The organism is Sphingomonas sp., from assembly GCF_019746015.1.
GTDB lineage: Bacteria > Pseudomonadota > Alphaproteobacteria > Sphingomonadales > Sphingomonadaceae > Sphingomonas.
The window spans coordinates 1-22,502 of the sequence record NZ_JAIESM010000034.1 but is presented as its reverse complement, the minus strand read 5'-3'; the positions used below and the strand labels follow the sequence as shown (position 1 = coordinate 22,502).

The following is a 22,502-nucleotide window of genomic DNA, read 5'->3' as shown; positions in this document are numbered from 1 at the left end:
TGCTATCGGCAGCTTCATGAGCTTGCCTCCGCCCCAGATCACCCGCGTCACCGGTGCCCGCGTCAGCTGCGATGGCGCGCATGACGGCATTCCCGCCGCGCTTGGCCATCCGCGCGTGTTTCTGGAGATTGACGAGCATGGCTATGTCGATTGCGGCTATTGTGACCGCCGCTTCGTGCTGATCGGCGGGCCGGCCGACGGCGCGGACCAGACGCAGCTGCCCGATCACGGCGCTGGCGCCAGCGTCTGAGCGCTCTATATTGCCGGGCATGACGCACCAGCCAGACCCGCGCAGCTTCCTCTATCCCCATCTCGACCCCGCCGAGGCGCAGGGCCTGACCGCCGCCGCGCTCGCCCGCGCCGACGATGGCGAACTCTATCTGCAATATCGCAAGGCCGAGGCATTCGGCTTCGACGATGGCCGGCTGAAGACGGCGAGCTTCGACACGCAGGCGGGCTTTGGCCTGCGCGCGGTGTCGGGGGAGACGACCGCCTTTGCCCATGCCAATGAGATCAGCGCCGCCGCCATCCGCCGCGCCGCCGACACGCTGACGCTGATCGACCCGTCGGCCGCCCCGCACGCCGCACCGCCGCCGCGCACCAACCGCCATCTATACACTTCCGCAGATCCGTTGGATGCGGTGCCCTTTGCCGACAAGGTGGCGCTGTGCCAGATGATCGACGCCGCCGCCCGCGCGCGGGACCCGCGCGTGGCGCAGGTGTCCGTCTCGCTGTCGGGGTCGTGGAGCGTGGTCGAAATCGTGCGCGCCGACGGCTTTGTCGCCACCGATGTGCGCCCGCTGGTGCGGCTGAACGTGTCGATCGTGGTGGAAGCGCATGGCCGGCGCGAGACCGGCAGCTTCGGGATCGGCGGCCGCTATCTCTATGACCGGGTGACCAGCCCCGAAACCTGGAACCGCGCGATCGACGAGGCGCTGGCACAGGCGCTGGTCAATCTCGACTCGGTCGATGCACCGGCCGGCGAGATGACCGTGCTACTGGGGCCGGGCTGGCCGGGCGTGCTCCTGCACGAGGCAGTGGGCCATGGGCTGGAGGGTGACTTCAACCGCAAGGGCACCAGCGCCTTTTCAGGCCGCATCGGCAGCCGCGTTGCCGCACCGGGCGTGACCGTGGTCGATGACGGGTCGCTCCACGACCGGCGCGGCTCGCTGTCGATCGACGACGAAGGCACACCGACCCAGGAAAATGTGCTGATCGAGGACGGCATCCTGAAGGGCTATATCCAGGACCGGCTGAACGCGCGGCTGATGGGGGTCGCCCCCACCGGCAATGGCCGGCGCGAAAGCTATGCCCATGCGCCGATGCCCCGCATGACCAACACATTCATGCGCGGCGGTGGCGACGATCCGGCCGAGTTGCTGTCGCGGGTGAAAAAAGGCATCTTCGCCAAGAGCTTCGGCGGGGGCCAGGTCGACATCGTCTCGGGCAAGTTCGTGTTTTCCTGCACCGAGGCCTATCTGGTGGAGGACGGCCGGCTGGGCGCGCCGATCAAGGGCGCCACGCTGATCGGCGACGGCCCCAGCGTGCTGACCCGCGTCGCCGGCATCGGCAACGACATGGCGCTCGACGAAGGGGTCGGTATCTGCGGCAAGGGCGGCCAGAGCGTCCCCGCCGGGGTCGGCCAGCCGACCTTGCTGGTCGAAGGGCTGACCGTGGGCGGCACGGCCGCCTGACGGGGAGGCGCGAGATGGAGTTCTTCACCGCGATCAATGACGATCACCGCGCCTTCATCGCACGTCAGGCCGTGTTCTTCGTGGCGACGGCCGCTGAGGGGGCGCGGATCAACCTCAGCCCCAAGGGGATGGATGCGTTTCGCGTGCTGGGCGACCGGCGCGTTGCCTATCTCGACCTCGGCGGCTCGGGCAACGAGACGCACGCGCATCTGGCCGCCGATGGGCGTATCACCATCATGTTCTGCGCGTTCGACAATCCGGCGCTGATCCTGCGGCTGTACGGCACCGGCACCCCCCATGTCGCGGGCACCGCCGGCTATGATGGGCTGGCCGGGCATTTCCCCCGCCTGCCCGGCGCGCGGCAGGTTTTCGAGATCGACATCGACAGCGTGCAGACCAGCTGCGGCTGGGGCGTGCCGCTGATGACGCTGGAGCGCCCGCGCCAGACGCTCGCCAAATATCACGCCCAGCAGGAGCCGGCCGAACGGCTGGCGAAGATTGCCGAACGGACCCGCAGCATCGATGGCCTGCCGGTGACCGTGCAGACGATGATCCCGGAGTGGACGGCATGAGCCTGGCCGAACTCGGCCGGTTCAGCCGCAACGAGGCGATGATTCTGGTCGGCGCGCTGGAAGCGCAGGGAATCCCCGCCATCGCCTTCGACGAAGGCGCATCGATTGCCGATGGCAGCCAGTTCCTTATCCCGGTGCGGGTGATGGTCGATGCCGACGACCTGGCCGACGCCCGCGCGATCGTGGCGGCGGCGGGATAGGGTCGGTTTCAGCCTGGCTGAAGCCGATTACGGCACCAGCCCACTCCCCCACCCGGCCTCCCACACGATACTACCGATGGGAGGCCGGGTGGGGGAGCGGGCCGGTGCCGCCTCAATCAAACCAAAACCACCTCCCAATCCGCTTCGCATCCGCACCATTTTCGCCGCAGCGCGGCATTATTTTGCGTGCAATCGTTGTTTTTTGACGTAGAGTTTCGCCCAGCCCCATGCGCAATCGGCGGGGCCGGGGGATGATGTGAAGCTGGTGACCGCGATCATCAAGCCGTTCAAGCTGGACGAGGTGCGCGAGGCGCTGGGCCGCCTGGGCGCCACCGGCATGACGATTACCGAAGTGCGCGGCTATGGCCGGCAGGGCGGGCATAGCGAGGTGTATCGCGGCGCCGAATATTCCACCCAGATGCTGCCCAAGGTGCAGATCGAGATTGCCTGCGGCAACGAGCTGGTCGAGCAGGTGGTGGAAGCGATCGGCCACGCCGCGCATACCGGCCATATCGGTGACGGCAAGATTTTCGTGAACGATCTGGTGCGGGTGGTGCGCATCCGCACCGGCGAAACCGACGAGCACGCGATTTGAGCGCGCGGTTGTTGGTCGCCATTGCCGCGCTCCTCGCCCCGGCCGCCGCGCTGGCGGGGCCGGTGGAGGCGCCCGGCCCGGCCCAGATGTCCGCCATGATCAGCAAGGGCGATACCGCCTGGATGCTGGTTTCCACCGCGCTGGTGCTGATGATGGCGATTCCGGGCGTCGCGCTGTTCTATGGCGGGCTGGTGCGCGCCAAGAACATGCTGTCGGTGCTGATGCAGGTATTCATGATCGTCGGCGTGGCGGCGATCATCTGGGTGTGCTGGGGCTATAGCCTGGCCTTTACCGGCGGCTCGCCGGTGATCGGCGGCCTGTCAAAGGCGTTTCTGGCGGGCGTCGGCCCGGGTTCGGCGGCGCCCACGTTCAGCAACAATGTCTATATTCCCGAACTCGCCTATGTCGCGTTCCAGATGACCTTTGCCTGCATCACGCCGACGCTGATCGTGGGTGGCTTTGCCGAGCGGGTGAAGTTCACGCCGCTGATGCTGTTCGTCGTCGCCTGGCTGACCATCGTCTATGTGCCGATCGCGCATATGGTGTGGTATTGGGCGGGGCCGGACATGCTGCCGCGCGCGCCGGGCGATGCCGGGCTGCTGTTCCAGCTGGGCGCGCTCGATTTCGCCGGTGGCACTGTGGTGCACATCAATGCCGGGATTGCCGGTTTCGTCGGCTGCCTCATCATCGGCAAGCGGCGCGGCTATCTGCGCGATCCGATGCCGCCGCATTCGCTGGTGATGACGCTGATCGGTGCGGCGCTGCTGTGGGTGGGCTGGTTCGGCTTCAATGCGGGATCGAACCTGGAGGCGAACGGGCTGGCGGCGCTGGCCTTCGTCAACACCTTTGTCGCCGCCGCGGCCGCCGCCGTCTCCTGGGCGCTGCTGGACCAGTGGGTGCATGGCAAGCCTTCGCTGCTGGGCGCGGTGTCAGGCGCGGTGGCCGGGCTGGTGGCGATCACCCCGGCGGCGGGCTTTGCCGGGCCGATGGGCGCGGTGGTGATGGGGCTGATCGTGTCGCCGCTATGCTTCTATTTCGTCACGGTGGTGAAGAACCGCTGGCGTTATGACGATACGCTCGACGTGTTCGGCGTGCACTGTGTCGGCGGCATCTTCGGCGCGCTGGCCACCGCCGTGGTCGCCGCGCCGGCGCTGGGCGGGCAGGGCGTGATCGATTATCTGCGCTTCCCCGCCGCGCCGGCCGAAAGCTATTCGATCCTGGCGCAGCTGGCGCGCCAGGCGGTGGCGGTGGCGATCACGCTGGTCTGGTCGGGCGGGGTATCGACGGCGCTGTTCCTCGCGCTCAACGCCACGCTCGGCCTGCGCCCCGACGCCGATATCGAGACCGAGGGCCTCGACATCAACGAGCATGGCGAACGCGCGTATAATTATTGAGCGTAAGGGGGGCCTGGAACCGGTTTCGGTTTCAGTGAATTGGTCTCGGCACCGGCCCGCTCCCCCACCCGACCACCCACAGAATACTGCCGATGGGTGGTCGGGTGGGGGAGTGGGCTGGAACCGCCTCAACCAAGCAAAAAACTCTAACCCAGATCCTCCCGGATAAAATCCGCCGCGCGTTCGCCGATCATGATCGAGGGCGCGTTGGTGTTGCCCGAGACGAGCTTGGGCATGATCGACGCGTCGGCGACATAAAGCCCCTCCACCCCGCGCACCCGCAGGCGCGGGTCGCACACGGCATCGGCGTCTGACCCCATGCGCGCGGTGCCGACCGGGTGATAGATGGTGTCCGCCCGGGCGCGGATCAGCGCTTCGAGCGCGGCATCATCGGCCAGGTCGATGGGGTTGCGGTCACGCCCCTTGTAATCGCTCATCGGCGGCGTTTCGAGAATGCGGTACATCGCGCGCACGCCGTTCTTCATCAGCGCGATGTCGCGCGGGTCGGTCAGGAAGGCGGGGTCGATCAGCGGCGCCGCGCGCGCATCTGCACTCGCTAGCCGCACCGTGCCCTTGCTCTCGGGCCGCAGCACGCAGACATGGCCCGAATAGCCATGCGCGCGCACTTTCGCGCGGCCGTGATCCTCAAGCGCCGCAATCACGAAATGCAGCTGCACATCGGGGCAGGGCGCGTCGGGATCGATCTTGAGGAACGCGCCGCCTTCGGCATAGGGCGTCGTCATCGGGCCCGAGCGCCGGCGGAACCACTGCACCAGCGCGCCGGCCATGTTGACCATGCCGGTGAGGTTGGAGCCCAGAAAGCGCGTGTCGTCGCACTCATAGGCAGCGACATAATCGAGATGGTCCTGCAGGTTGCCGCCCACATCGGCACGGTCGACGCGCACGGCGATGCCATGCTGCTGCAGATGCGCGGCCGGCCCGATGCCGGAGAGCATCAGCACCTGCGGGGTGCCGAACACGCCGCCGCTCAGCACCACCGCGCGGCGGGCGCGAATCTCGCGCCGCTCACCATCCTGCAGATAGGCAACGCCCCAGGCGCGCCCCTCGTCGAACAGCACGCGCTCCACGGTGACGCCCGTTTCAATGCGCAGATTGGGCCCGGCCGGCTCCAGATAGGCGCGCGCCGCGCTCCACCGCTCGCCGCCTTTCTGCGTCACCTGATACAGGCCAATGCCTTCCTGCCGGGCGCCGTTGAAATCGTCGTTGCGCGGAATCTGCAGTGAAGCACCCGCTTCAATGAACGCCAGCGTGCCGGGATTGGGCGAATCCTGATTGCTCACCCAGAGCGGCCCCTCGCCGCCATGATAGTCATCGCCCCCGCGCACATTATGCTCGGCGCGTTTGAAATAGGGCAGGACATCGGCATAGGACCAGCCGGGGCAGCCCATCGCGGCCCAATTGTCATAATCCCAGGCATTGCCGCGAATATAGATCATCGCGTTGATGGCGGAGGAGCCGCCCAGCCCGCGCCCGCGCGGCTGATAGCCCCGCCGGCCGTTCAGCCCGGCCTGCGGCACGGTTTCGAAGCGCCAGTTGGTCTTCTCGCTCTGAAAGGCGAGCATGCCGGGAATGCGCGTGCGCCAGCCGGTGTTGCGGCCGCCCGCCTCCAGCACGGTGACGCGATATTTGCCGTTCTCGCTCAGCCGGCCGGCGACTGCGCTCCCGCCCGATCCCCCTCCGACAACGACGATATCGGCTTCTTCCACGGTGCATCCCCTTTTTGGTCCTGGGCCTGTGCCCAGCGTTGTTTGATCGTGTCGGAGCTTTCGCGGCTGCCGTCATGGCTCCAGCCGGGCGGCATCAACAGATAGCCAAGCTTGGCGCGCAGGCCCGGCGCCGCCCACAGATCGCGCGCAATCCCCAGCCATTCGTGGGACGCGGCCCAGAGCAGGTTGAAGCTGCCCAGCTGCTTCACAATGCCATAACGCACCGGATCGTCGCGCCGTTCGGCCACGAAGGTGCCGAACAGCCGGTCCCAGATGATGAAGACGCCGGCATAGTTGCTGTCCAGATAGCGCGGATTGGTGGCGTGGTGGACGCGGTGGTGCGACGGCGTGTTCATCACCGCCTCGAACCAGCGCGGCATCCGGTCGATCGCCTCGGTATGGATCCAGAACTGATAGACGAGGTTCAGCCCGCCGACGAACAGCAGCATTGCCGGATGGAAGCCCAGCAGCGCGAGCGGCAACCGGAAAATGAAGCTCGCGCTGAAAAAGCCGGTCCAGGTCTGCCGCAGCGCGGTCGACAGGTTATAATGCTGGCTCGAATGGTGGATGACATGGCTGGCCCAGAACCAGCGCACGCGGTGCGCCGCGCGGTGAAAGGCATAATAGGCCAGATCGTCGAGCACGAAGGCGGCGACGAACACATACCAGGCCCAGCCCAGATCCCACAGGCGGAACTGCCACGCCCACAGCGCAATGGCATAGGCCATGCCGCCGGTGATTACGCCGGCCACCGTGCTGCCCAGACCAAGGCCGAGCGAGGTGAGCGTGTCGCGCGGCTCATACCGGTCGGGCGCATGGGCGCGGGCGATCAGCATCTCGCCGATGATGAGGAGCACGAAGCCGGGGATCGCATAATCGACGGGGCTGGGCAGCATGGCGCTTGCTTACACCCTTGTCAGCGCCGGACCAAGACCGTGCCGAAGCGCGCCTCGCCGGTTTCGGCGAGCCAGCCTTCGTCAGTCTCGCGGATCGCGGCGCGCGGCAGACGGCGTGCGGCAACGTGAACGCCGTGGCATTTGAGCACGGCGACGCTGCCATCGGCACCTTCCACCAAGGCGGCCTGCCGGTCGCGGCCCAGAATGGCGCGCGCGGCGCGGAAGCCGACAAAGGCGGCCTCCGCCTCGGCGCGCGCGGCTGCATCATCGGCAATCGCGCCGCCCCGCCCCAGCCCCAGCCACCGCACCAGCGCGGTGACCGCGAAAATCGCGACCAGCGAGGCGATCAGCAATATGAGCTTGTCGTTGCTCACGGCGCGAGTGCCGCCATCATGCCCGCCACCGGCGCCAGGCTATAGCCGGCCACGGCGGCCTTTTTGGCCAGCACCTGCGGGTCGGCACCGCGCCTGGCGCTGGCGAGTGCCCACAGAAAGCAGCTGCGCGTGCCCGAGGCGCAAAAGGCCAGCACCGGGCCGCCGGCATCGACCACCGCGCCCAGCGCATCGAGCTGCTCATGCGAAAAGCCGCCCGCGACCGGAATTTCGGCATAGCGCAGCCCGGCGGCGGTGGCGGCGGCGCGCAGGGTTTCACCAGCGGGCTGGTCGGGCGCCTCTCCCTCCGGCCGGTTGTTGACCACCGCCTGGAAGCCCAGCGCGGCGATTTCCGCCATGTCTTCGGGCGCAATCTGCGGGGCAACGGCGAAATCGGGGTCGAGCGGACGGATCATGGCGCAGAGCTAAGCATGGTCGCGGATCACGCTCAAGAAGGCATCGCCATAGGCCTCCATCTTGCGCGCGCCGATGCCGCTGATCTGGGCGAGCGCGGCGCGGCTGGCCGGCTTCAGCGCCGCCATCTCGCGCAGCACCGAATCGTGGAAGATGACATAGGGCGGCACCTGCGCCGCGCTGGCCAGCTCGCGCCGTTTGTTCCGTAGCGCTTCAAACAATGGGTCGTCGACTGCCGTGGCCGGTTTGTTGCGACTGCTACGTCGGGGTGACACGGGCGCCACTATCGCCACCGGCTGCTCGCCGCGCAGCACCGCACGGGCGTCTCCGTCCAGCCGAAGTCCTCCATGTTCAGTGACTTGCAGCATCCCGCGCGCCTGTAGCGCCCGCGACAATGGGCGGATCAGTTTTGCTTCAGCAGTCGCTACAATGCCGAACACCGACAGCTGGTCATGCCCCAGCGCGCGCACCCGCTCATCCTCCGCACCGGTCAGCACCTTTTCCAGATGGCCGACACCATAGCTCTGCCCGGTGCGATAGACGGCGGAGAGCAGCTTGCGCGCCAGTTCGGTCGCGTCGATCAGGTCGGGCGCGCTCAGGCAATTGTCGCAATTGCCGCAATGCTCGGGCGGGGTTTCGCCGAAATGGCGCAGCACGATGGCCCGGCGGCAGGCCGATGCCTCGACCAGGGTCTGCATTGCCTGCAGCTGCGCGCGCACGGCCGGCTGGCGCGCCGGTTCCGCCTCGCCGACGCGGCGCCACCCTTGCGCGAAATCCTCCGCGCCCCAGAACAGCTGGGCAAAGGCGGGGTCGCCATCGCGGCCGGCGCGGCCGGTTTCCTGATAATAGGCCTCCAGCGACTTGGGCAGCGCGGCATGCGCGACGAAACGGACATCGGGCTTGTCGATGCCCATGCCGAACGCGATCGTCGCGCACATCACCATGTCTTCGCTCGCCACGAAATCGGCCTGGTTGGCGGCGCGCACGGCGGGCGGCAGCCCGGCATGATAGGCCCGCGTCGGCCGGCCGGTGTGCGCCAGCTGCTCGGCCAGCCGCTCGGTGGCGGCGCGGGTGGGGGCATAGACGATGCCGGGGCCGGGATTGGCGCGCACCAGCTCGGCCATCTGCCGCGCCAGCTGCTCGCGCGGGGCAATCGCATAGCGGATATTGGGCCGGTCGAACCCGGCGATCACCAGGCCGTCGGCCGCAATGCCCAGCTGGGCCAGAATGTCGGCGCGGGTGTGCGCATCGGCGGTTGCGGTCAGCGCCAGCCGGGGCACCTCGGCAAACCGGTCAAGCAGCGGGCGGAGCAGGCGATAATCGGGGCGGAAATCATGCCCCCATTCGCTGACGCAATGCGCCTCGTCGATCGCGAACAGCGCCAGCGGCGCGCTCGCCAGCAGGTTGCGGAAACTGTCGGCAGAGGCGCGTTCGGGCGCGACATAGAGCAGGTCGAGCGCGCCGCTGCGGAACCGCGCCACCGTCTCCGCCTGATTCTCATCGACCGAGGTCAGCGTCGCCGCGCGCAGGCCCAGCGCCTCGGCCGCGCGCAGCTGATCGTGCATCAGCGCAATCAGTGGCGAGATGACCACGCAGGTGCCCGCTCGCGCCACCGCCGGCAGCTGATAGCACAGCGACTTGCCGGCGCCGGTCGGCATTACCGCCAGCGTGTTCTGCCCGGCCAGCACCCGCTCCACCACCTGGCGCTGGACGCCGCGAAAATCGGGAAAGCCGAAAATCTGCTGGAGCAAGGCGCGCGGGTCGGTCACCGGTGCGGCCTTAGCGGCGGCGGCGCCATGCTGTCGAGCCGCGCTTGCCTTTGCCCGCCCCGTGCCGGATAAGCACGCCGGCTACGGTTTTTGATCCAGGGAGCAGGCAATGCAGGCACACCGGTTGCTCGTCGCGGGGGGGCTGGCCCTTGGCCTGTGCGGGTCGGCGACGGGCGCGCGCAAGGATGCCGAGCTGATCGTGCGCGGCGACGGCATTTATGATGGCCGGGTGAACGACGCGCCCGCCCGGCTGCGGCTGACGCCCTGGGCACCGTCTGCGCCGACGCTGAATGACGACATCGTCCCCAAGGCGGGGCTGCACGCCGGGCTGTTCGGCTTCGCCGTCAAGGTCGGCCCCACCAAGGTGCGCGGCAACACCAGTGTCGCGCGCATGTCGTTCGGCAAATACAGCTATCGCCGCCGCGTGGTGTGGTTCGACCGCCGCTATGATGCCGGCGCCGATGGCGCGCTGGGGCCGGGCGGGCTGCCGGCGGAAGTCATCCGCTTCGAGCTGCGGCCCGCGCAAGGGGGAGAGCGCACCGTCGCGCTCACCATGATCGAAAATCATTTCCGCCCCACTTATGCGCGGGTGCCGATGGGCAAGCGCAACATCATCATGCTGTTCGATCCGCAGCACGAAACCACAGTGGCCACGGCCGGCGCCGGCGCCGCGCTGGCCGAGGTGCTGGGCGGACAGCTGAGCGGCGCGCAGGGCTCCGCCGAAGTTGCGTTCGGCATTCGCCGCCCGGTGCGCACCTTGAAGCTGGAGCGGCCGCTGCAGATCGGGCCGCTGTCGCTCACCCAGGTCGCGGTCCGAATCGGCGATGGCGGCTCGGTCGCCGGGATCAAGGACGCCGATGCCGACCCGGAAGAAGTGGTGGTCAGCGCCAAGGGCGGCGAAGATCGCCGCGACGTGGTGATCGTGGGGCGCGACCATCTGGCGCGCTGCTCGTCGATCGTGTTCGACAAGAAGGCCAAGCAGATCAGGCTCAGCTGCGCCTGATCAGGCGTCGGTCAGGTCGCGCTCCTGCGCCTGCGCCGCCCACATCCCGGCATAGAGCCCGCCGGCGCGAAGCAGCGCGGCGTGGCTGCCCCGCTCGCACACCTGGCCCTGGTCGAGCACGACGATCTCGTCGGCATTGACCACGGTCGACAGGCGGTGGGCGATGACGATGGTGGTGCGCCGCTCGGCAATCCGCTCGAGCGTTGCCTGAATCTCCGCCTCGGTCCGCGTGTCGAGCGCGGAGGTTGCCTCGTCCAGGATCAGCACCGGCGGGTTTTTCAACAGCGTACGGGCAATCGCGACGCGCTGCTTCTCCCCGCCTGACAGCTTGAGGCCGCGCTCGCCGACGCGCGCGTCGTAGCCGCCGGGCTGGCGGGCGATGAAATCGGCAATCGCGGCCCCCCGCGCGGCGAGCGCGATCTCGTCCTGCCCCGCGCCTTCGCGGCCATAGCCGATATTATAGCCGATGGTGTCGTTGAACAGCACCGTGTCCTGCGGCACGATGCCGATCGCCGCGCGCAGCGAGCTTTGCGTCACCGCGCGGATATCCTGCCCGTCGATGGTGATGCGCCCGGCGCTTACATCGTAAAAGCGGAACAGCAGCCGCGCCAGGGTGGACTTGCCCGCCCCCGACGGGCCGACCACGGCAAGCGTGCGGCCCGGCGCCACGTCGAGGTCGATGCCGCGCAGGATCGGCCGGGCAGGATCATAGGCGAAATGCACGCCCTCGAAGCGGACATGGCCCGCGCCCACCACCAGTGCCGGCGCGCCCGGCGCATCGGCAATCTCGGCCGGCGCATCGATCAGGTCGAACATCGCCGCCATGTCGACCACGCCCTGGCGGATGGTGCGATAGACCATGCCGAGCAGATCGAGCGGGCGGAACAGCTGCGCCAGCAGCGTGGAGACGAGCACCACATTGCCCGCATCGAACCGCCCGTCGCGCCAGCCGAACACCACGATCGCCAGCCCCAGCGCCATCATCGCATTGGTGATGAAGCTCTGGCCGATATTTAGCCAGGCAAGCGAGGTCTCGTTCTTCACGGCCGCGCGCGCATAGGCGGCCATCGCCCGGTCATAGCGCGCCGCCTCGCGTGCTTCGGCGTTGAAATATTTGACCGTTTCGAAGTTGAGGAGCGAATCGACCGCATGCGCGACCGCGCCGGTGTCGAGATCGTTCAGCTGCGCGCGCAGCGCATTGCGCCAGTCGGTGACGACGCGGGTGAACCAGATATAGGTCGCCACCATCGCGAGCGTCGATACCACCATCCACGCGCCGAACATGCTGCCGAAAATCTGCAGCACCAGCACCAGTTCGAGCACCGTCGGCGCGATGTTGAACAGCAGGAAATAGAGCATCGTGTCGATGCTCTTGGTGCCGCGCTCGACCACCTTGGTGACGGCACCGGTGCGCCGTTCCAGGTGGAAGCGCAGCGACAATTGGTGGAGATGCGCAAAAACATGGGTGGCAAGCGCGCGCGTCGCCTCCTGCCCCACGCGCTCGAACACGGCGTTGCGCAGATTGTCGAACAGCACGGTGCCGAAGCGCGCGGCGGCATAGCCCAGCGCAAGCGCGGCAATGAACACCGCCCAGCTGCGGTCGCCGCGCGCCATGTCGTTGACGACGGCCTGCAGCGCGAACGGCGCGCCATAGACCTGCACCAGCTTCGACGCGAGCACCAGCGCGAGCGCCGCCACGATCCGCGCGCGCAGCCCCGGCCGGTCGCGCGGCCACAGATAGGGCAGGAACCGGGCCAGCGTGGGCCAGAGCGGCGGTTCCTTGGCGCCGGGCGCCGGTGGGGTTTGCGGGGGCATCGCGCCCATTTAGGCACGACGCGCCGCAAGCGAAAGCACTGGCGGCGCACTTCGGGTTGACCGCACCGCGCCACCATGCGTGACTGGCACCCGGGCAGCCCCGCTGCCGGGGGAGCAGCATGACCAAGCCCAGACTGAGCCTGTTCGGCATCCTGCAGATGAATCTGGGCTTTTTAGGGCTCCAGTTCAGCTTCGGGCTGCAACAGTCGAACATGGGGCCGATCTATGCCTATCTGGGCGCGGACGAGGCGGCGATGCCGCTGTTGTGGCTGGCCGGGCCGATGACCGGGCTGATCGTGCAGCCGATCGTCGGCGCGATGAGCGACCGCACGCGTTCGCGCCTGGGCCGGCGCACGCCCTATTTCCTGGTCGGCGCGGTGCTGTGCAGCCTGTCGCTGTTCGCCATGCCTTATAGCCGCGCGCTATGGATGGCGGCGAGCCTGCTCTGGGTGCTCGATGCCGCCAACAACATCACCATGGAGCCGTACCGCGCCTATGTGAGCGACCGGCTGTCGCCGGCGCAGCTGCCGCTGGGCTTCCTCACCCAGTCGGCCTTTACGGGCCTTGCACAGACGCTGTCGTTCCTGGCGCCCAGCCTGCTGGTGTGGTGGGGCGTGGGCAAGGATGTGCTGGGCGCGAACGGCATCCCGGAGATTACCCGGCTGGCCTTTGTCATCGGCGCGGTGCTGTCGCTCGCCACCATCCTGTGGTCGGTGACGCAGGTGCCCGAGCTGCCGCTGACGGCGGCGGAGGATGCGGCCATGCCGCGCGCGCGGCTGACCCTGGCCGGCACCTTTGCCGAGCTGCGCGACGCGATCGCCGTGATGCCGCGGCCAATGCGCCAGCTGGCGCTCGCAATGTTCTGCCAGTGGTTCGCGATGTTCTGTTACTGGCAATATGCCGCGCTGTCGCTGGCGCGCGGGGTGTTCGGCACGGCCGATCCGGCCAGCCAGGGGTTTCGCGATGCCGCGCTCCTCAACGGCCAGCTGGGCGCGTGCTACAATGCGGTTGCCTGCATCGCCGCCTTTGCGATGGTGCCCTTCACCCGGCGTTACGGTGCGCGCGCGGTGCATGCCGTCGCCGTGGTCGCGGCGGGGCTGGGCACGGTCACGCTCGCGCTCAGCAGCAATGTGCCGCTGCTGTTCGTCGCGATGCTGGGCGTCGGGATCGGCTGGGGCAGCATCATGGGCAATCCCTATGTCATTCTGTCGGACGCCATCCCGCCGGAACGCACCGGCGTTTACATGGGCATTTTCAACATGTTCATCGTGATCCCGATGCTCGTTCAGACGCTGCTGATCTGGCTCGCCTATCGCCCGCTGCTGGGCGGCGATCCGCGCCATGTGATGCTGCTTGCGGGCGGGCTGCTGATGCTGGCAGGGGCGACGACGATGGCGGTGCGCGAGCGGGGAGCGGCGCCCGCTTCAGCTTGAGCCGCGCACGATCAGTTCGGGGACCATCTGAACCGCTGCCGCCGGCTGCCCGGCAAGCCGGCGGAACAGCAGATCGACCAGCAGCCGCCCACCCCGCGCGACATCCTGGCGGATGGTGGTGAGCCGCGGGGTGGTGTGCAGTGCCACCAGCACATCGTCATAGCCGACGACCGAGACCTGCTCCGGCACGGCATAGCCATGCGCGGCAAGCGCCCTGAGCGCACTCGCGGCAATCACGTCGGAAGCTGCGAACAGGCCATCGGGCGGCGTACCCCTGCCGAAATGGGCAAGAAGCTCGTCATAGCTTGCCTCTGCCATCAGATGCGCGGGGATCACCTCCTCGGTCACCGGGTGCGGCGCTGATGCAATCGCGCGGCGCATGCCGGCCAGACGATCGGCGAATTCGGGCACGCCCGGATTGCCCAGAAACGCCAGCCGACGCCGCCCGCGCGCGATCAGATGCTCGCCCGCCAGCCGCCCCCCTTCCACATTGTCGGTGCCGACGGTCACCTGCGCCATGCCCGGCACGCCCGCGCCCCACACGACCAGCGGTGCCCCGCGCCGCGATGCCGCCTCGATCACGTCGATCTGGTCCGACTGGCCGACCACCACCACACCATCCACCTTGCCCGACAGGATCACCGTGTCGAGCCAGCAGGCATCGGTCGGGATGACGCGCGACAGCAGCAGGTCGTAACCGCGATCGGCCAGCGCATCGGCGATCGGGCCGATCAGGCTCATGAAGAACGGGTCGGACAGCGCCTGCCCGGTTTCATGCCCCAGCGGCAGCACCACGCCGATCGCCTGCGTCTGCTGCCGGCGCAGCGCGCGCGCGGTCTGGTTGATCTGAAAGCCGGACTGTCGCGCGAGTTCCTGAATGCGCGCACGGGTTTCGGCGGCGACGGACGGGTTGCCGGCCAGCGCGCGCGACACGGTCGATGCCGATACGCCCGCCATCTGGGCCAGTTCGATAATGCCTTGCGGGCGCCCCAACGCGGCCCCTCCCATATTTTCTGGGTTAGGAAGCGGATTCTAGCGGCTTTTGTCGGCGGGCGCCACGCCCTTGGCTAGCCGGCGGCGGGGCGCTGCCAGCCGGCGGCAGATGGCGCGACCGGCGCGCCATAAAGCGCCTGCCGACGTGCCGCCTGCCACCCGGCGCGCGCGACCGCCGCCAGCTTTTCAGCAGCAGAAGTCGTCACCCGCTGGTCCCAGGCGTGGCCGCCGAGCGCGGCCACCCGGCGCCCGATGCCGCCATAAATCGACGCCGCCGCCAGCACCGCCCAGGCGGAGCGCCAGGCCAGCGCCGGCGTGCCGTGGCGCGCGGCCTGCTCGAACGCGGCGGCGCGGTCGGTCAGCCGCCGCACCATCGCGACCAGCGCGGGGCGGTGCTCGGCCGCCATCAGCCGGTCGGGCACGACCCCGGCTTCGGCCAGCCAGGCGCGCGGGAGATAGCAGCGGCCGGCGCCCGCATCCTCATCGATGTCGCGCGCGATGTTCGACAGCTGGAACGCCAGCCCCAGGTCGCAGGCGCGGTCAAGCGTTGCCGCATCGTCGGGCGCCACCCCCATCACCACTGCCATCATGCAGCCGACGACACCGGCGACATGATAGCAATAGGTCAGCAGGTCATCCTCGGTCTGCGGCCGCCATCCTTCGGCGTCGAGCGCGAAGCCGGCCAGATGATGCCGCACGAACACCGCCGGCAGCCCGGTTTCGGCAACCACCAGCCGCAGCGCCTCGAACGGCGGATCGCCGGTCTGCTGGCCGGCCAGCGCTGCCTCGCTCAGCTCGGTCAGCCGGGCCAGCCGCGCCATCGGATCGTCCACCGCGCGCATGCCATGGCCATGGTCCTGCCCGTCGGCCATATCGTCGCACGCGCGGCACCAGCTATAGAGCAGCCAGGCGCGCTCACGCGTGTCGGGCGCGAACAAATGGCTGGCTGCGGCAAAGCTTTTGGAACCCCGCGCGATCGATTGCCGCGCCGCATCGACAATGTCGGCGCGCGTCACAGGTCGCGCGCGCCGATCTGCTGGATGGTCTTGACCGGCTCAGCGGCCGCCATCTTGCCCAGCAGCGCTTCGATCGTGTCGGCCACGATCAGGATGTCGGCATGTTGCGCGCGGATGAAGCCGACCTCGATCATCTTGGCGGTAAAGGCGATCAGCCCGTCATAAAAGCCCGCGACATTGAGCAGCCCGACCGGCTTGGCATGATAGCCCAGCTGCGCCCAGCTGAGCGCTTCCCACAATTCGTCCATCGTACCAGTGCCGCCGGGGAGCGTGACGAATCCGTCGGACAGGTCGGTGAACGCCTGTTTGCGCTCGTGCATGGTGCGGCAGACATGGAGTTCGGTGAGGCCCCGATGCGCCACTTCGGCATCGACCAGTGCCTGGGGGATGACGCCGATCACCTCGCCACCCGCTTCAAGTGCCGCATCGGCGACCGCGCCCATCAGCCCCAGCCGCCCGCCGCCATAGACAAGGCCGATGCCCCGCTCGGCAAGCGTGCGGCCGACATGGCGCGCGCCGTCGATATAGACGGGGTCAGCAGGCGTCGCCGAACCGCAATAGACGGCGAGCCGTTTCACCGCCCCTCCTCCAGCATCAGCCGGGCGGTCGCCTTGGCGCTGCCCACCACGCCCGGAATGCCGGCGCCAGGATGCGTGCCGGCGCCGACGAAATAGAGGTTGGGGATATGGTCATCGCGGTTGTGTGCGCGGAAATAGGCCGATTGCAGCAGGGTCGGCTCCAGGCTGAACGCGCTGCCCAGATGCGCGTTCAGGTCGCGGGCAAAGTCGCTCGGCGCGTAATGGAACTTGGTGACGATACGGTCGTGAATGTCGGGGATCAGCCGGCGGCCGATCTCGTCCAGGATGCGCTTCTCCAGGATCGGGCCAACCTCTGACCAGTCCATCGGGAACTTGCCCTGATGCGGCACCGGCGCCAGCGCGTAGAAGGTCGAGTGCCCCTCCGGCGCCATCGACGGGTCGGTCACCGTCGGGTGGTGGAGGTAGAGCGAGAAATCCTCGGCCAGCACGCCATGGCTGTAGATATCGTCGAGCAGCCCCTTATAGCGCGGCCCGAACAGGATCATGTGGTGCGGAATGCCCGGCCAGGTGCCCTTGATGCCGAAATGGACGACGAACAGCGACGGGCTGTATTTCTTGCGCTCTAGCGACGCACGCGTGCGCTGGGCGCTGCGCGATCCTTTCAGCAGGTCGCGATAGCTGTGCATGATGTCGGCATTGCTGGCCACGGCATCGGCGTCCTGATGCCAGCCGCTCTGGGTGGTGACGCCGGTTGCCCGGTCGCCCAGCGTTTCGATGCTGGCGACCGGATCGCCCAGCCGCACGACGCCGCCCAGCCGCTCGAAATGGCGGACCATGCCGGCGACCAGCTGGTTGGTGCCGCCGCGCGCGAACCACACGCCGCCATCCTTTTCCAGCTTGTGGATGAGCGCATAGACACCGCTCGTCGTCATCGGATTGCCGCCGACGAGCAGCGTGTGGAAGGACAGCGCCTCGCGCAGCTTGGGGCTTTTCACATAGCTGGAGACGATCGAATAGACCGAGCGCCACGCCTGATATTTGGCGAGACTGGGCGCCGCCTTGATCATCGACGCAAAGTCGAGAAAGGCGACATGGCCGAGCTTTTCATAGCCTTCGCGATAGACGCCTTCGGAATATTCCAGGAACCGGCGATAGCCATCGACATCGGCCGGATCGAGCTTGGCGATTTCGGCGGCCAGCTGGGGCTCGTCGTTCGAATAGTCGAAATTGGTGCCGTCCGGCCAGTTGAGCCGGTAAAAGGGCATCACCGGCACCAGCGAGACATCCTCGTCCATGTCGCGGCCGGAAAGCGCCCACAGCTCGCGCAGGCAGTTGGGATCGGTGATGACGGTGGGGCCGGCATCGAACACAAAGCCGTCGCGTTCCCACACATAGGCACGCCCGCCGGGCTTGTCGCGCGCCTCGACAATCGTGGTCTGCACGCCCGCCGACTGCAGCCGGATGGCAAGCGCCAGGCCGCCGAAACCGGCGCCGATGACAATCGCGCTCTTCATCGCGGATTGCTCCGGATCGCGCGCATCGCTGCGCTCAGTTTCACGGGCGGTTTGCCGGTCAGGATCCGGGCCTGGTCGATCATCGTCGTCTGTCCTGCATAGAAACGCCCGACAAGGGCGGGGTTGAGCCGATAAAAATGCTGGAGAATGCGATAGCGTTCTTCGGGCGCGCTCGCACGGAACAGCATCCGGTCGAGCAGCCGGTAGAAGCTGCGCGCGCGCCAGGTGTGGCGGGCATGGCCGTGGAGCAGATCGTGCAGCGCGGCGCTCGACAGGTCGCGCGTGCGCGCGATCAGGCTGGCGGTGCGCACCGCATCGGGCAGCGAATAGCCGGTGGTCGGGTGGAACAGCCCGGCGCGCATGCCCGCCTTGGCAATATCCTTGCCGCCCGCGCGCCAAAAGGCATCGAAATCGCCGCCCAGCGCCACCGGCAGCGCGCCCTGCTCCTCGCGCACGACATGGTCGACATGCCAGCCGCCCTCGGCGACATAGGCTGTCAGCCGCTCGCCAATCGGGTCGGCATTGCTGCCGCCGGCCGCCGGCCGATAAAGATCGGGCGTGTCGCTGTAATAGGTATCCTCGACGAACAGCCGCGTCTGCGAAAAGGGCAGCGTATAGACGAAGCGATAGCCGTCGATCTGGCTGACGGTTGCATCCATCACGATCGGGCGGGCGACATGGTGCGGCTCGGTGAGCGCATATTCGCGGCCGACAAATTTCTGCCAGCCCAGCTCCAGCGCCGACAGGTCGCCGGCGCCGCGCGCGTCGATCACGCCGTTCGCCTCCACGCGGTCGCCATCGGCCAGCACGACGGCCTTGGTGCCAAGGCCGATCACCCGGCGCCCCAGCATCAGCGCGGCGGCAGGCAAAGTTTCGCGCACCATCTGGTCGAGCCGTTCGGACTCGATCGAATAATAAGCGGTGTCGAGCGTGCGGTTATAGTCGGGGAAGCGGATATTGTAGCCGCGCCAGCCATGGCAGACCAGGGGCGCCACGATCCAGCGGTCGGCATCGGCAATGTCGCTGGCGAAGAACGACCAGAGATGGTTGCCGCCCACCGTCTGCGCGCCGTCGATCAGCTTCAGCTTCAGGTCCGGGCGCTTCTTGGCCAGCGCCAGCGCGATCAGCCCGCCGGCGAGACCGCCGCCGACGATAGCCAGATCGCATGGGATCGTTGCTGCCATAGCGCACCCCCCTAGGCAAAGCCGGGGCGCGGCGAAAGCCCGTTCATGGCCGGGGCGCGGTTTGGGCGGAAGAAAGTGCCGGAAAACGGGCCGCCCCCCTCCATCCGTCACGTTTCACGCACAGATGGGCGGCACTTGGCGCGGGCATTGCCGGATTGACAATGGTGATGCGATAAGGACCGCGTTATGGGGGATTGGATGGCGGTGGTATTTGCCCTGTTGGGCTCCGCAGTGGCAATGACGATGATCGTCGGCATACGCTATCTGCTGGCGAGCGGCGCGTTTGCGCTGGCAACGCGGTGGCGCCACCCGGGGCTCTATGCCGGGCTTGATGCGCAGATCGGGCGGGAAATCCGCTGGAGCCTGGCAAGCGCTGCGATTTACGGCGTGCCTGCGGGCATCATTGCCTGGGGGTGGGACAATCGCGGTTGGACGCTGATCTATCGGGATTGGGGGGCGTATCCCTTATGGTATGTGCCATTGTCGGTTCTGGCGTTTCTGTTCGCGCACGACAGCTGGTTCTACTGGACGCACCGGCTGATGCACCGGCCCTATTGGTTTCGGCTGGCGCACGCGGTGCACCATGCCAGCCGCCCGCCCACCGCCTGGGCGGCAATGGCGTTCCACCCGATCGAGGCGCTGACCGGGGCGGTGGTGATTCCGGTGCTGGTCTTCGTCATTCCCATTCACTGGGCAGCGCTGGCTGTGGTTTTAACGGTGATGACGGTGATGGGGGTAACCAATCATGTGGGCTGGGAGATTTTTCCCCGGTTCATCTGGCAGGGGCCATTGGGGGCAGGGCTGATCACCGCGAGCCACCATCAGCGGCATCATGAGGAGTATAGGTGCAATTATGGGCTATATTTCCGGTTCTGGGATCGGCTGTGCGGCACCGACCGGGGCGTCGGCCGCTTCAGGAGCGCAGCGCCAGAGCGGCGCGCGCCGGATGGCGGCGGCATGCCTGCTGATGCTGGGATCGATCGGGGCGACGCCGGTCAGCTCGCTTGAGGTCGACATCGCCAAGCTGCGCTCGCAAAAGGGCGTGCTGCGGCTGTGCCTGACGGCGGACCCCAAGAACTTCCCCGGCTGTGTCGATGATGCGCATGCCGTGACCCGCACCGTGCCCGCCAGCCAGGCGCAGACCATCTATGACGGCCTGCCGCCAGGCAATTATGCGGTCGCGGTGATCCATGACGCCAACAACAACAAGAAGCTCGACACCTTCATGGGCATTCCGCGCGAAGGCTTCGGCTTTTCGCGCGACCCGGCCATCGGCTTTGGCCCGCCCAAATTCCGCGCCGCCGCCTTTGACGTGGCGGGTCCGCGCACGGTGCAGCACATCACCATGCATTATCTGCTCTAGCCCCCCGTTCGTCGCGACGGGGGTCAGGAACCAGTTGCAAATCGGTACTGACATCGCCTAGATTGGCGATCGACAACCGGCCACAGAGCCGGGCAGCGGCGGGACAGGTCGCAGCTTCAGTTAAAGGGGAATCATCGTGCTTGTTTTTCGCAGCGCCATGCTGGCGATGGGTGTTGTGTGCCTTGGCGCGCCGGCGTTCGGCCAATCGACGGGCGCGCCGCCCGCCACGCCCCCGGGCAATGGCGAGCCCGCCGCCACCAGGCCCGCCGGGCCGCCGCCGGGCTTCTCGTTCGGACCGCCGCGCCGCCGGCCGCTGACCATCGGCTTTGGCGGGGCCCTGTCGCCCAGCTATGAGGGCTCGAACGATTATCTGCTGCTGCCCTCGGGCATTATTCGCGGCAATGTGGAGGGTTTCAACTTCGCGCTGCGCGGGTTGCAGATCGGCGTCGACCTGATCCGCGACAAGGGCAAGAAGGGCCTCGATTTTCAGGCCGGCCCGGTGCTCGGCATCAACCTCAACCGCGCCAACCGGCTGATCGACCCGCAGGTCAGCCTGCTCGGCAAGCGCCGCGTCGCGCTGGAAACGGGCGGCTTCGTCGCGATTTCGAAGACCGGCATCGTGCCCAGGTCGTTCGACACGCTGACCGCGCGGCTGCAGATCGTGGGCGATGTGAGCGGCGTGCACCGCAGCTATGTCATCACGCCGTCGATCGAGTATAGCGCGCTCGCCACGCCCAAGCTGCAGCTGGGGGCGTCGCTCTCCGGCACCTTTGTGGGCGATGGCTATGCCCGCACCTATTTCGCGGTCGATGCCGCCGGCAGCGCGCGCAGCCGCCTGCCGGTGTTCGCCAATCCGCGTGGCGGGTTCAAGAATTTCACCCTGGGCGCCAACGCGAACTATGCGTTCAAGGGGCTGCTGCGGCGCGGCTGGGTGGTGTTTGCCACCGTCAGCTACAGCCAGCTGCAGGGCGATTTCGCCGCCTCGCCGATCGTCTCGATCGCCGGCAGCCGCAACCAGGTGTTCGGCGCGGCGGGGCTGGGGTACACGTTCTAGCTTTGCCCGGGCCGGCACCGCACAACGCAAAAAAAGACTATCTCGTGGATACTGATAACAGCGCCCAGGGTGTTCGCGGACACCCTGGGTGTCTAGCCCCGGCGCCACGCGTCCCATGCCTGCCGGACCCTGTCGATCAGGTCGGGCAGGTGCGGATAGTTGGCGAAGGCAATGCCAACATAGTGGGTCAGCACCGGCGCATATGTCGCCACAAATTCGAGGATCGGTACATGATAGGCGATAACGCCGCAGATCGCTGCCCCGGCTAGGGTCTTCCCCATTGCTTCTTGGGCGCCCTTGCCGATGCGGCGCCCGGTCAGCTCTAGATTGGCGAAAGACTTCTGGAGGCCGGAAAGCAGCGCCGCGATCCAGTTGCGCTTGGTCCGATTACCCTGCTCTTGCACCTGCGCGGCATAGGGGTCGCTGGCGGACAGCTGCGCCGCTTCCGCCTCGGCGTTCAGGTCGTCGCGGGCGCGCTCCGTGGCGATGTCGGGCGTCGCCAAAATCGCCCGCACCACCGGCGCCGCAGCTTCCGTCTCCCGGTCGGCGCGGTCGCGCTCTTGCGCGGCGACGCGCACTTCGTCCTTCAGCCGCAGACCGTCATCGCCGAACGACAGCACATTGTGCAGATCGAGCAGCCCGCCCAGCTTTGCCGCAATCACCGGTTCAAGCTTGGCCTCGTCCGGCTCCGTGCTTTTTGACGCCTCGCGGTGCGCCAGGTCGAGGCGCCGCAGCATATTGCCGTCGCGCCACACCGCCAGCACCAGCGCCTCCTCAAAGCGTTCGGGCAAAGAGGCGATATAGCGATCAAGCGCCTGCGTGAGGGGCCGGCCGAGCCGTTGCCCTTCCTCGCGCAGGTTTATCGCAAGGTCGCGCATATCGGCATAAAGCTGTCGCTGATCGGGCATGTCGCGCAGATGCCGCTGGTCCGATCCGGGCAGCCGGTCGAGCTTGCC

The 22,502-nt window shown here is 67.7% G+C and carries 23 protein-coding genes; 11 read left to right on the top strand and 12 right to left on the bottom strand.

The window, feature by feature from the left end; all coding sequences use genetic code 11:
• Window positions 1-16: 16 nt before the first annotated feature.
• From K2Y03_RS05405 to K2Y03_RS05380, 6 genes are all read left to right on the top strand, one after another.
• Complete coding sequence (locus K2Y03_RS05405) at window positions 17-250, top strand: zinc-finger domain-containing protein (RefSeq protein WP_294088914.1); 234 nt, start codon at window positions 17-19, stop codon at window positions 248-250.
• Window positions 251-269: 19 nt separating this feature from the next.
• On the top strand, window positions 270-1,694 hold the full coding sequence (tldD, locus tag K2Y03_RS05400) for a metalloprotease TldD (RefSeq protein ID WP_294088912.1): 1,425 nt from the start codon (window positions 270-272) through the stop codon (window positions 1,692-1,694).
• Between the two features lie 14 nt (window positions 1,695-1,708).
• Window positions 1,709-2,266 carry a pyridoxamine 5'-phosphate oxidase family protein gene (locus tag K2Y03_RS05395; protein WP_294088910.1) on the top strand — a complete coding sequence of 186 codons (558 nt, stop codon included), beginning with the start codon at window positions 1,709-1,711 and terminating at the stop codon, window positions 2,264-2,266.
• Window positions 2,263-2,466: a DUF2007 domain-containing protein gene (locus K2Y03_RS05390; protein ID WP_294088908.1), complete on the top strand. Its 204-nt coding sequence runs from the start codon at window positions 2,263-2,265 to the stop codon at window positions 2,464-2,466. The genes K2Y03_RS05395 and K2Y03_RS05390 overlap by 4 nt, the downstream gene beginning before the upstream one ends.
• A 256-nt stretch (window positions 2,467-2,722) precedes the next feature.
• Complete coding sequence (locus K2Y03_RS05385) at window positions 2,723-3,061, top strand: P-II family nitrogen regulator (protein WP_294088905.1); 339 nt, start codon at window positions 2,723-2,725, stop codon at window positions 3,059-3,061.
• On the top strand, window positions 3,058-4,455 hold the full coding sequence (locus tag K2Y03_RS05380) for an ammonium transporter (RefSeq protein ID WP_294088903.1): 1,398 nt from the start codon (window positions 3,058-3,060) through the stop codon (window positions 4,453-4,455). The genes K2Y03_RS05385 and K2Y03_RS05380 overlap by 4 nt, the downstream gene beginning before the upstream one ends.
• A gap of 146 nt (window positions 4,456-4,601) precedes the next feature.
• Here K2Y03_RS05380 and K2Y03_RS05375 read toward each other — a convergent pair whose 3' ends face one another.
• Genes K2Y03_RS05375 through recQ form a run of 5 tightly spaced genes read right to left on the bottom strand, consistent with a single transcriptional unit; the run spans window position 4,602 to window position 9,632 of the window.
• Window positions 4,602-6,182, bottom strand: a complete 1,581-nt coding sequence (locus tag K2Y03_RS05375) for a GMC family oxidoreductase (protein WP_294088901.1) — start codon at window positions 6,180-6,182, stop codon at window positions 4,602-4,604.
• A complete protein-coding gene (locus K2Y03_RS05370; RefSeq protein ID WP_294088900.1) occupies window positions 6,116-7,078 on the bottom strand; it encodes a sterol desaturase family protein in 963 nt (320 codons plus the stop codon). The genes K2Y03_RS05375 and K2Y03_RS05370 overlap by 67 nt, the downstream gene beginning before the upstream one ends.
• 20 nt (window positions 7,079-7,098) lie before the next feature.
• Complete coding sequence (locus K2Y03_RS05365; RefSeq protein WP_294088898.1) at window positions 7,099-7,452, bottom strand: hypothetical protein; 354 nt, start codon at window positions 7,450-7,452, stop codon at window positions 7,099-7,101.
• On the bottom strand, window positions 7,449-7,865 hold the full coding sequence (locus K2Y03_RS05360; RefSeq protein WP_294088896.1) for a TIGR01244 family sulfur transferase: 417 nt from the start codon (window positions 7,863-7,865) through the stop codon (window positions 7,449-7,451). Before K2Y03_RS05360 ends, K2Y03_RS05365 begins: the two co-directional genes overlap by 4 nt.
• Before the next feature lie 9 nt (window positions 7,866-7,874).
• On the bottom strand, window positions 7,875-9,632 hold the full coding sequence (gene recQ / locus K2Y03_RS05355; RefSeq protein WP_294088893.1) for a DNA helicase RecQ: 1,758 nt from the start codon (window positions 9,630-9,632) through the stop codon (window positions 7,875-7,877).
• A gap of 109 nt (window positions 9,633-9,741) precedes the next feature.
• On the opposite strand from recQ, the gene K2Y03_RS05350 reads away from it, so the two are divergent.
• The gene (locus tag K2Y03_RS05350; RefSeq protein WP_294088891.1) at window positions 9,742-10,635 is read left to right on the top strand and encodes a hypothetical protein; all 894 of its coding nucleotides are present in this window, start codon (window positions 9,742-9,744) and stop codon (window positions 10,633-10,635) included.
• On the opposite strand, the gene K2Y03_RS05345 is transcribed toward K2Y03_RS05350, so the two are convergent.
• Complete coding sequence (locus K2Y03_RS05345; protein ID WP_294088889.1) at window positions 10,636-12,450, bottom strand: ABC transporter ATP-binding protein/permease; 1,815 nt, start codon at window positions 12,448-12,450, stop codon at window positions 10,636-10,638.
• A 119-nt stretch (window positions 12,451-12,569) separates the two neighbouring features.
• Between K2Y03_RS05345 and K2Y03_RS05340 the strand changes: the two genes are divergently transcribed.
• Window positions 12,570-13,883 carry an MFS transporter gene (locus K2Y03_RS05340; RefSeq protein WP_294088887.1) on the top strand — a complete coding sequence of 438 codons (1,314 nt, stop codon included), beginning with the start codon at window positions 12,570-12,572 and terminating at the stop codon, window positions 13,881-13,883.
• Here K2Y03_RS05340 and K2Y03_RS05335 read toward each other — a convergent pair.
• The 5 genes from K2Y03_RS05335 to crtY form a co-directional block, all read right to left on the bottom strand.
• Window positions 13,875-14,876: a LacI family DNA-binding transcriptional regulator gene (locus tag K2Y03_RS05335; protein WP_294088885.1), complete on the bottom strand. Its 1,002-nt coding sequence runs from the start codon at window positions 14,874-14,876 to the stop codon at window positions 13,875-13,877. The two genes, K2Y03_RS05340 and K2Y03_RS05335, sit on opposite strands and share 9 nt — an antisense overlap.
• A 74-nt stretch (window positions 14,877-14,950) precedes the next feature.
• On the bottom strand, window positions 14,951-15,892 hold the full coding sequence (locus K2Y03_RS05330) for a phytoene/squalene synthase family protein (RefSeq protein ID WP_294088882.1): 942 nt from the start codon (window positions 15,890-15,892) through the stop codon (window positions 14,951-14,953).
• Window positions 15,889-16,470 carry a TIGR00730 family Rossman fold protein gene (locus K2Y03_RS05325; protein WP_294088881.1) on the bottom strand — a complete coding sequence of 194 codons (582 nt, stop codon included), beginning with the start codon at window positions 16,468-16,470 and terminating at the stop codon, window positions 15,889-15,891. The genes K2Y03_RS05330 and K2Y03_RS05325 overlap by 4 nt, the downstream gene beginning before the upstream one ends.
• On the bottom strand, window positions 16,467-17,945 hold the full coding sequence (locus K2Y03_RS05320; RefSeq protein ID WP_294088880.1) for a phytoene desaturase: 1,479 nt from the start codon (window positions 17,943-17,945) through the stop codon (window positions 16,467-16,469). Before K2Y03_RS05320 ends, K2Y03_RS05325 begins: the two co-directional genes overlap by 4 nt.
• On the bottom strand, window positions 17,942-19,129 hold the full coding sequence (gene crtY, locus K2Y03_RS05315) for a lycopene beta-cyclase CrtY (protein ID WP_294088877.1): 1,188 nt from the start codon (window positions 19,127-19,129) through the stop codon (window positions 17,942-17,944). The genes K2Y03_RS05320 and crtY overlap by 4 nt, the downstream gene beginning before the upstream one ends.
• A gap of 198 nt (window positions 19,130-19,327) precedes the next feature.
• Here crtY and K2Y03_RS05310 point away from each other — a divergent pair, with 198 nt between their 5' ends.
• The 3 genes from K2Y03_RS05310 (at window position 19,328) to K2Y03_RS05300 (ending at window position 21,546) form a co-directional block, all read left to right on the top strand.
• On the top strand, window positions 19,328-20,137 hold the full coding sequence (locus tag K2Y03_RS05310; protein ID WP_294088922.1) for a sterol desaturase family protein: 810 nt from the start codon (window positions 19,328-19,330) through the stop codon (window positions 20,135-20,137).
• Window positions 20,097-20,492: a DUF2141 domain-containing protein gene (locus K2Y03_RS05305; protein WP_294088875.1), complete on the top strand. Its 396-nt coding sequence runs from the start codon at window positions 20,097-20,099 to the stop codon at window positions 20,490-20,492. Before K2Y03_RS05310 ends, K2Y03_RS05305 begins: the two co-directional genes overlap by 41 nt.
• Window positions 20,493-20,628: 136 nt before the next feature.
• On the top strand, window positions 20,629-21,546 hold the full coding sequence (locus K2Y03_RS05300; protein ID WP_294088872.1) for a MipA/OmpV family protein: 918 nt from the start codon (window positions 20,629-20,631) through the stop codon (window positions 21,544-21,546).
• A 92-nt stretch (window positions 21,547-21,638) separates the two neighbouring features.
• Here the strand turns inward: K2Y03_RS05300 and K2Y03_RS05295 are convergent.
• Window positions 21,639-22,502 (bottom strand): hypothetical protein (locus K2Y03_RS05295; RefSeq protein WP_294088870.1); only part of this gene is annotated, 864 nt, incomplete at its 5' end.